The sequence below is a fragment of the Streptomyces sp. NPDC015661 genome (assembly GCF_043077765.1).
Classification (GTDB): Bacteria; Actinomycetota; Actinomycetes; order Streptomycetales; family Streptomycetaceae; genus Streptomyces.
The window spans coordinates 1-8,343 of record NZ_JBIBST010000023.1 but is presented as its reverse complement, the minus strand read 5'-3'; the positions used below and the strand labels follow the sequence as shown (position 1 = coordinate 8,343).

The window sequence follows — 8,343 nt, the reverse complement described above, 5'->3', positions numbered from 1 at the left end:
CGCCGCGCGAGGCGTCGGTGGCCGCGGACGCCGGGCGCAGGCGTCCCGCGTCCGGGGTCCAGAGGCCGGAGACGACGCGGGCGGAGAGCTCCTCGGCGAGGGCGGGCGTCAGCCAGGGCATCAGCTGCGGGTAGATCCCGCCGAGGACGACGGCCTCGGGGTCGAGGAGGTTCACGGCTCCCGACAGGGCGCGGCCGAGCATCCGGCCGGCTTCGGCGAGGGCGGTGAGGGCGCGCGGTTCCCCGGTACCGGCGCGACGCGTGAGGTCCGGGACGCCGGTGGCGCCCGCCGAGGCGAGGAGGGCGGCCTGTCCGGCGTACTGCTCCAGGCAGCCGCGGGAGCCGCAGCGGCAGCGCGGGCCTTCGGCGTCGACGACGAGGTGTCCGATCTCGCCGGCGAAGCCGTGGGCGCCGCGCAGGAGTTCACCGTGGACGACGATCGCGCCGCCGACGCCGATCTCCCCCGTGAGGTGCAGGAAGGTGCGGATGTCTCCGAGGGAGCCGGACCAGAGTTCGGCGAGGGCCGCCATGTTCGCCTCGTTGTCGGAGGTGAGCGGGAGGCCGGCGGTGGCGGGGCGCAGTGCGGTGAGGGCCTTGCCGAAGAGGGCTTCGGCGGGGACCTCGTTCCAGCCGAGGTTGGGGGCCTGCCGGACGGTCCCGCCGGAGACGAGTCCGGGAAGGGCGAGGGCGGCTCCGGCCGGGGCGAGGCGCCGTTCGGCGGCCTCGTCGAGGGCCTCCGCGGCGATGCGGGCGGCGCGGGCGAGGACGCCGGCGGCGTCGGCCTCCCGGTTGTCGAGGTGCTCGGTGCGGCGGACGCGGTCGGTGCCGGTCAGGTCGACGACGCGGACGGTGACGTAGTCGACGTTGATCTCGACGCCGAGGCCGGCGGGTCCGGTGTCCGCCGGTTTGAGCACGGTGCCGGGCCGGCCTGCCTGCCCGCTGAAGGTCTTGCCCGATTCGACGAGGAAGCCGAGGTCGAGGAGTTGCTCGACGAGGGAGGAGACGGCGGGCCGGGTGAGCCCGACCCGGGCCGCGACCGCCGCCCGGGTCGTCTCACCCGCCTCGTGGACGGTCCGCAGGACGAGGCTCAGGTTGTGCCGGCGCACTCCCGACTTGTCGGCCTTGGGTTCCGTGGGCTGGTTCATGGTGAGCCCGAGCCTAGTCGTCCCTTTCGCTCGGCATGAATGCGGCCGCACGGCAGGAAAACAGTTCAGTGACCGAACTGTTCTGCGCTAGGCTCCCGCCCATGACGCTTCCGCGCGACTACCGCGGTCAGACCTGTGCCCTCGCCCGCTCGATGGAGATCGTCGGCGAGCGCTGGACCCTCTTGATCCTGCGCGACGCCTTCTACGGGGTCCGCAGGTTCGGCGAGTTCGCCGCGCATCTGGGCGTCCCCCGGGCCGTCCTCACCGACCGGCTCGCCACCCTCACCGAGGCGGGCGTCCTGGCGCGCCGCCCCGGGACGGGCACGGGCCGCCGCGAGGTCTACGCACTCACGCCCAAGGGGATCGCCCTCTGGCCGGCCGTCCGCGCGCTCACCGTCTGGGGCGACGAGTTCTACGCGGCGGCGGGCGGCCCGCGCCGCGTCTTCCTGCACACCGAGGACGAGGCCCCGCTCGACCCGGACGGGCGCTGCGGCGGCTGCGGCACGGCCGTGCCCGTCCAGGACGTCATGGTCGCCCCCGGCCCGGGGCTCGCCCCCTCGGCCCCGGACGACGACCCGGTGACGGCGGCGCTCGCCCGGCCGCACCGGCTGCTCACCCCGCTGCTCACCACCGCGCCCTCGGGGCGCCCCACGAAGGGTTCATCCTGATGAAGATCCTGGTCGTCGGCGCCGGTGCCACCGGTGGCTACTTCGGCGCCCTCCTCGCCCGCGCCGGCGAGGACGTCACCTTCCTGGTCCGCCCGGCCCGGGCGGCCGCGCTGCGCGAGCGCGGGCTGCGGGTCGTGGGCCGGGACGAGGAGTGGACGGTGGAGCCCCGCCTCGTCACGGCCGACGAGCTGCGCGAGCCCTACGACCTCGTGCTGCTGTCGGTGAAGTCCACGGGCCTCGCCCGGGCGATCGAGGACGTCGCACCGGCCGTCGGACCGGACACCGCCGTCGTACCGCTGCTCAACGGCCTCGCCCACATCGACGCCCTCAACGCCCGCTTCGGCACGCGGGCCGTCCTGGGCGGTGTGGCGAAGGTGGTGACCACCCTGGACGACGCGGGTGACATCCGCCGGCTCGCGCCGCTGGCCCATCTGGCCTTCGGGGAGCAGGACCCGCGGGACGGGACGGTCTCCGCGCGCGTGGAGCGGATCCGCAAGGTCCTCGAAGGGGCGGGGATCGACGCGCCGGTACCGGCCGACGTCATCACGGCGATGTGGCACAAGTGGGTGTTCATCACGACGTTCGGCGCGGTGACGAGCCTGATGCGCGGCACGGTCGGCGACGTGTACGACGTGGAGGGCGGCCCGGCCCTCGGCCCGGCGGTGCTCGACGAGGCGGCGGCGGTCGCCGCGGCGGCCGGCCATCCCGTACCGGAGGAGGAGCGGGCGGCGACGCTCGCCGTGGTGTCCGCGCCGGGTTCGCCGATGGTGCCGTCCCTCTACCGCGACCTGGCGGCGGGCCGCCCCACCGAGGTCGAGCACCTCTTCGGCGACCTGACCGCCCGGGCGCGCGCCCTCGGCGTGGCGACGCCGGTCCTCGACCTGGCGACGCTTCACCTGCGCGTCCACCAGCGCCGGGCGGCCGGGGCCTGACCCTCGGGCGGGGGCGAGGAGGAGCCTCCTCTCCCCCGCGCGGCGGAGGCGGTGCGGCTCCCGGGCCGATGTCCGGGGGCCCGGCCGGGCAGCATTCTGACGTGCATGATGAAGCTCAAGGCTCTCCCGGACGTGCCCCGTTGGGCCGTCGTCGCCGCCCATGCCGTTCCGCTGATCGTCCTGCCGTCCGGCATCTGGCGCGTCGCGCTGACCTTCGGCGCGCCGGTGGCCCGGGTGGACGACCCGGGTCTCGGCCAGGCGGCCTATCAGCTCGGGCTCACCGTGCTCGCCGAGCTGCTCGCGTTCCTGACGCTGGGTCTGGTCCGGGAATGGGGCGAGGTGTTCCCCCGCCGGCTGCCGTTCCTCGGCGGCCGTCCCGTCGACGCCCGGGGCGCGACCTTCGCGGCGCTGGCGGGGGCGCTCGGACTCGCCGCCCTCACCTGCTGGTTCACGTACGTCGAGTACGCGGGCGTCAGCGACAGATCCCCCAGCAGCCACCTCGACGGCACAGGGCAGCAGATCCTGCTCCATGCCTGCTACCTGCCGCTCGTGGCCTGGGCCCCCTTGCTCGCGGCAGTGGCCCTCGCGTACCGCCGTCGCCGCGCCTCCACCTGCGAGGACTCGGGGACGGATCACCGCCTGCCGCTGCGGCGGATGTAGCCGTCGCTCGCGGTCGGGAGGGAGTTGTGGGCGCCGAGGCCGAAGGAGACCCGGTCGGCCTCGGCCTGGCGGAGGGACTCCTGTTCCTGGAGCAGCCCCTCGACCGTGTCCGTGCGGCGGCCGCCCCTGCGGAGGAGGGTGACGGTCAACAGCACCCCGATCGCGCCCAGTACGCCGAAAAGGATCATTAGTGCGGTCATGGTGTCCCCCCGTCGTTTTCCGCAGGGTACCCCGGGGATCCCGGCCGGACAGGACGTCCCGAGCCGCACCCCCGGGGCCGCCCCGTCACCGCAGCAACGCGGGTGACGCCGCGGTGAGGACGGTCGCGACGCGGTTCCAGGTCTCCTCGTCGCGAGGGACCGGAGGCAGGAGCGTGCCCGCGCCCGTGCCCCAGGTGGTGGCCAGGGCCACCGGGTCGGCGCCGGTGGCGGCGCCCGCGGCGAGGGCGGCGGCGCCGAGGGCGACGAGTTCCCCGGCGGCCGGGACGACCAGGGGGCGTCCGGAGAGTCTGCGGACGGTCTCGATCCAGGCCCGGCCGCGGGCCCCGCCCCCGACGAGGCGCAGCGGCCGGTCCCGTACGGCGGTCGCGGCCGGGTCGAGGCCGCAGGCGGCGAGGAGTTCGTCGAGGGCACGGAGGAGGGTGAAGGCCGCGCCCTCGTAGGCGGCGCCCAGGATCGCGCGCGGTTCGGTGTCGTGCCGGAGGCCGGTGACGAGTCCGGCGGCGTGCGGGAGGTCGGGGGTGCGTTCGCCGTCCAGGTACGGAAGGACGACGACACCGCCGCCCGGTGCCGCTTCCTCGCGGTCGACGCCGAGGAGCGTGGCGAACCGGTCCACGGCGAGCGTGCAGTTGAGGGTGCAGCCGAGCGGGAGGTACGTGCCGTCGGTGGCGGCGAAGCCGGCGAGTCCGGGGTCGGCGGGGCGGGCGCGGGTGGCGGCGAAGACGGTCCCGGAGGTGCCGAGGCTGACCACGGGGTGGTCGAGCAGGCCCCCGCCGCCGAGCCCGAGGCCGACGGCGGCGGCCATGTTGTCGCCGGTCCCGGCGGCGACGGCGACCGTACGGGGCAGGCCGAGGGCTTCGGCGGCGGCCGGGGTGAGGGTGCCGACGCGGGTGGCGCCGGTGGCGGCGACGGCGGGCAGCAGGGCCGGGTCCAGGCCGAGGAGGTCGAGGACGTCCTTGTCGTAGGTGCCGGTGGCGGTCCCGTACCAGCAGGTGCCCGAGGCGTCCCCGGGGTCGGTGACGGCGGCTCCGGAGAGGCGTTCGGTGAGGTGGTCGTGCGGGAGGCGGACGGCGTGCGCGGCCTCGGTGTGCGCCGGCTCGTTCTCGCGGAGCCACTGCCACTTGGCGGCGGTCATGGAGGCGACGGGGACCGAACCGGTCCGCTCCAGCCAGGACCGGGGGCCGCCGAGGCGGGCGGCGAGGGCGGCCGCCTGCGGGGCGGACCGGGTGTCGTTCCAGAGCAGTGCGGGGCGCAGGGGCCTGCCGTCGGCACCGAGGGTGACGAGGCCGTGCTGCTGTCCGGCGACCGCGATGCCGGTGACGGAGGCCGCGGGGACGCCGGCGTCCCGTACCGCCGCGCGGACGGCCGCGCCGAGAGCGGTCCACCACTCCTCGGGGTCGCTCTCGCGCGCCCCGGCGGAGCCGGTGACGGTGTGCGGGGCGCGGCCGAGGGCGAGGAGCTCGCCGGTGTCGGCGTCGACGGCGGCGGCCTTGGTGGACTGCGTGGAGCTGTCCACGCCGATCACGACGGAGCGGCTCGTGGGCACGCCCTCACCTCATCTCCGGATTCGTCGGGGGGTGGCGCCGAGCGGCCCCTTCCCGTATTAGTTATCTCAGAAAACAAATCCGGCGGCCAGTAGCAGGGAGACACCATGTCGGAGCGCTTGACCCCCACGCCCGAGGACCGGTTCACCTTCGGCCTGTGGACCGTGGGCTGGCAGGGCCGCGACCCCTTCGGCGAGGCGACCCGCCCCGCCCTCGACCCCGTCGAGGCCGTGGAGCGGCTCGCCGCCCTCGGCGCGTACGGCATCACCTTCCACGACGACGACCTGATCCCCTTCGGGACGCCGGACGGCGAGCGGGACGCCGTCGTCAAGCGGTTCCGGGCCGCCCTGGACCGCACCGGACTCGCCGTGCCCATGGCGACCACGAACCTGTTCGGCCACCCCGTCTTCAAGGACGGCGCCTTCACCGCCAACGACCGCGACGTGCGCCGCTTCGCCCTGCGCAAGACCCTCCGGAACATCGACCTGGCCGTCGAGCTCGGCGCCACCACCTACGTCGCCTGGGGCGGCCGGGAGGGCTCCGAGTCCGGCGCCGCGAAGGACGTCCGGGTCGCGCTCGACCGGATGAAGGAGGCCTTCGACCTGCTCGGCCAGTACGTCACCGAGCAGGGCTACGACCTGCGCTTCGCGATCGAGCCCAAGCCGAACGAGCCGCGCGGCGACATCCTGCTGCCCACCATCGGGCACGCGCTCGCCTTCATCGAGCGCCTGGAACGCCCCGAGCTCGTCGGCGTCAACCCGGAGACCGGCCACGAGCAGATGGCCGGTCTCAACTTCCCGCACGGCATCGCGCAGGCGCTGTGGGCGGGCAAGCTGTTCCACATCGACCTGAACGGCCAGTCGGGCATCAAGTACGACCAGGACTTCCGCTTCGGCGCGGGCGACCTGCGCCAGGCGTTCTGGCTCGTGGACCTCCTGGAGACGGCCGGTTACACGGGTCCGCGCCACTTCGACTTCAAGCCGGTGCGCACCGACGGCTTCGACGGGGTGTGGGAGTCCGCGAAGAACTGCATGCGGAACTACCTGATCCTCAAGGAGCGCGCGGCCGCCTTCCGCGCCGACCCGGACGTCGTGGCGGCGCTCACCGCCTCCCGGCTGCCCGAGCTCGCCGTACCGACCGCCGCCGAGGGGCTGGCGGAGCTGCTGGCCGACCCGACCGCGTACGAGACCTTCGACGTGGACGCGGCCGCCGCGCGTTCGATGGCCTTCGAGCACCTGGACCAGCTGGCCCTGGAGCACCTGCTCGGCGTGCGCTGAGCCGCTCGGCGGAACAGTCAGCGCCCGGCGAGCGTCGAGCGGCGGACGACCAGTTCCGGCTGGAGCACCACGTGCTCGTGCCGGTGGTCGCCCGCCTGCTCGCCGGTCTCCTCCAGGAGCAGCTCCGCGGCCTTCGCCCCGAGGGTCAGCGCGGGTTGTCGCACGGAGGTCAGGGGTACGGTCGCGGCCGCGGCGAACTCGATGTCGTCGTAGCCGACGATCGCCATGTCCTCCGGGACCCGGACCCCCGCCGCGTACAGCGCCTGGAGCACGCCCAGGGCGAGCAGGTCGTTGGCGCAGAAGACCGCGGTGGGGCGGTCGGCGAGGCCGAGCAGCCGGGACCCGGCGTCCCGTCCCGACGCCACGTCCAGGCGTTCGGTCGGAAGCTCCCGGAGCGCCGAGGCCGGCAGCCCGGCCTCGGCGAGCGCGAGAAGGGCGCCCTCGCGCCGGTCGCGGACCTGCCGGAGGTGGGCCGGGCCGCTGACGTACGCGAAGGAGCGGTGGCCCGTGGCGACGAGGTGCCGGATCGCGAGGGAGCCGCCGACGACGTCGTCGACGGAGACCGAGCAGCCGGCGTCCTCGCCCGCCACCCGGTCGACGAGCACGGACGGGATGCCGTGGCGGCGGAACGCCCGCAGGTTCTCCCCGCTGGGATCGGCGGGGGTGACCAGGACGCCCCGGACGCGCTGTTCGGCGAAGAGGGAGAGGTAGTCGGCCTCGTCGGCGGGGTTCTGGTCGCTGTTGCAGACCATGACGCCCAGGCCGGCGGCGCGGGCGGTGCGCTCGGCGCCCCGGGCGATGTCGACGAAGAAGGGGTTGCCCATGTCGAGCACGAGCAGCGCCATGATGCGGCTGCGGCCGGCCCTGAGCTGGCGCGCGGACTCGCTGCGCACGTATCCGAGGCGGGCGATGACGTCCTGGACGTGCCGGCGGGTCGTGGGTGAGACGCGGTCGGGCTGGTTGATCACGTTGGAGACGGTGCCGACGGAGACGCCCGCCTCGCGCGCGACGTCCTTGATCCCGACGGACCCGGCACCACCGCCGGCCGCGCCGCCGCCGTGTCCGCCTGTCCGTGCGGTGTCCGTCATCCGTCCCACCTGGTCCGTCCTGTCCCTGCCGCCCTGTCCGGGTGGGGTCCCGCTCCGTGATTTCATCCTAAGCGGCCGGGCGCCCACAGCCCCTCACGCGAGGGGAAACCGACCGGTCGACGGACTCGGCGCTTCGTCGACGCGTCGCCCCTTCGCGCCGTCGACTCGTCGCCCCGTAGACCCCGTAAACCCGTCGCCCCGGCGGCCCCGTCGCCCCGGCGGCCCCGTCGCCCCGTCGACTCATCGCCCCCTCACCCCGTACACCCGTCGCCCCATCGACCCGTCGCCCCATCGACTCGTCGCGGGGAAGTGCCCCCTGCGACACTACGTACCGCAAGCGCCGCCGCCCGACTCGACTCCGCCCCCGAGGAACCCGTGATGCGTGTCGCCCTCTTCGTCACCTGCGTCAACGACGCCGTCTTCCCGTCCACAGGCGTGGCCACGGTCCGGCTCCTCGAACGGCTCGGCGTGGAGGTCGACTTCCCGGCGGCGCAGTCCTGCTGCGGGCAGCCGCAGTTCAACACCGGCTACCGCGCGGAGACCGAGCCGCTCGTCCGGCGCACGGTCCGGGCCTTCGAGGGGTACGACCACGTCGTCACCCCGTCGGGTTCGTGCGCGGCGATGGTCCGCCACCACTACGCGTCGTTCGGCGCGGACGCGGCGGGCCTGGCCCCTCGCGTGTACGAGCTGACGGAGTTCCTGGTGGACGTGCTGGGTGTGACGGACGTGGGCGCGTACTTCCCGCACAAGGTGACGTACCACCCCTCCTGCCACGGTCTGCGGATGCTCGGCCTGGGCGAACGCCCCCGCCG

Annotated in this window: 9 protein-coding genes; 5 read left to right on the top strand and 4 right to left on the bottom strand. The window is 74.8% G+C overall.

Annotation, left to right across the window (positions count from 1 at the left end):
• The coding region (locus tag ACF07V_RS37745; protein ID WP_392160547.1) for an ROK family protein at positions 1-1,144 on the bottom strand (1,144 nt) is incomplete at its 3' end.
• A 101-nt stretch (positions 1,145-1,245) separates the two neighbouring features.
• Between ACF07V_RS37745 and ACF07V_RS37740 the strand changes: the two genes are divergently transcribed.
• The 3 genes from ACF07V_RS37740 to ACF07V_RS37730 all read left to right on the top strand — a co-directional run bounded on the left by ACF07V_RS37740 (position 1,246) and on the right by ACF07V_RS37730 (position 3,404).
• Positions 1,246-1,812 carry a winged helix-turn-helix transcriptional regulator gene (locus tag ACF07V_RS37740; protein ID WP_392160546.1) on the top strand — a complete coding sequence of 189 codons (567 nt, stop codon included), beginning with the start codon at positions 1,246-1,248 and terminating at the stop codon, positions 1,810-1,812.
• Positions 1,812-2,744 (top strand): ketopantoate reductase family protein, encoded by a 933-nt coding sequence (locus ACF07V_RS37735; protein WP_392160544.1) that lies wholly within the window; start codon positions 1,812-1,814, stop codon positions 2,742-2,744. The genes ACF07V_RS37740 and ACF07V_RS37735 overlap by 1 nt, the downstream gene beginning before the upstream one ends.
• 105 nt (positions 2,745-2,849) lie before the next feature.
• A complete protein-coding gene (locus ACF07V_RS37730; protein WP_392160542.1) occupies positions 2,850-3,404 on the top strand; it encodes a hypothetical protein in 555 nt (184 codons plus the stop codon).
• Here ACF07V_RS37730 and ACF07V_RS37725 read toward each other — a convergent pair.
• Positions 3,377-3,604 (bottom strand): hypothetical protein, encoded by a 228-nt coding sequence (locus ACF07V_RS37725; RefSeq protein ID WP_392160540.1) that lies wholly within the window; start codon positions 3,602-3,604, stop codon positions 3,377-3,379. The two genes, ACF07V_RS37730 and ACF07V_RS37725, sit on opposite strands and share 28 nt — an antisense overlap.
• A gap of 85 nt (positions 3,605-3,689) precedes the next feature.
• The gene (xylB, locus tag ACF07V_RS37720; protein WP_392160538.1) at positions 3,690-5,168 is read right to left on the bottom strand and encodes a xylulokinase; all 1,479 of its coding nucleotides are present in this window, start codon (positions 5,166-5,168) and stop codon (positions 3,690-3,692) included.
• Positions 5,169-5,273: 105 nt separating this feature from the next.
• Here xylB and xylA point away from each other — a divergent pair, with 105 nt between their 5' ends.
• Positions 5,274-6,443: a xylose isomerase gene (xylA, locus tag ACF07V_RS37715; protein WP_392160536.1), complete on the top strand. Its 1,170-nt coding sequence runs from the start codon at positions 5,274-5,276 to the stop codon at positions 6,441-6,443.
• A gap of 17 nt (positions 6,444-6,460) precedes the next feature.
• Here the strand turns inward: xylA and ACF07V_RS37710 are convergent, their stop codons facing one another.
• The gene (locus ACF07V_RS37710; protein WP_392160534.1) at positions 6,461-7,531 is read right to left on the bottom strand and encodes a LacI family DNA-binding transcriptional regulator; all 1,071 of its coding nucleotides are present in this window, start codon (positions 7,529-7,531) and stop codon (positions 6,461-6,463) included.
• A 378-nt stretch (positions 7,532-7,909) separates the two neighbouring features.
• Here ACF07V_RS37710 and ACF07V_RS37705 point away from each other — a divergent pair.
• Positions 7,910-8,343, top strand: a 434-nt coding sequence (locus tag ACF07V_RS37705) for a (Fe-S)-binding protein (protein WP_392160532.1), incomplete at its 3' end; no start/stop codon positions are given.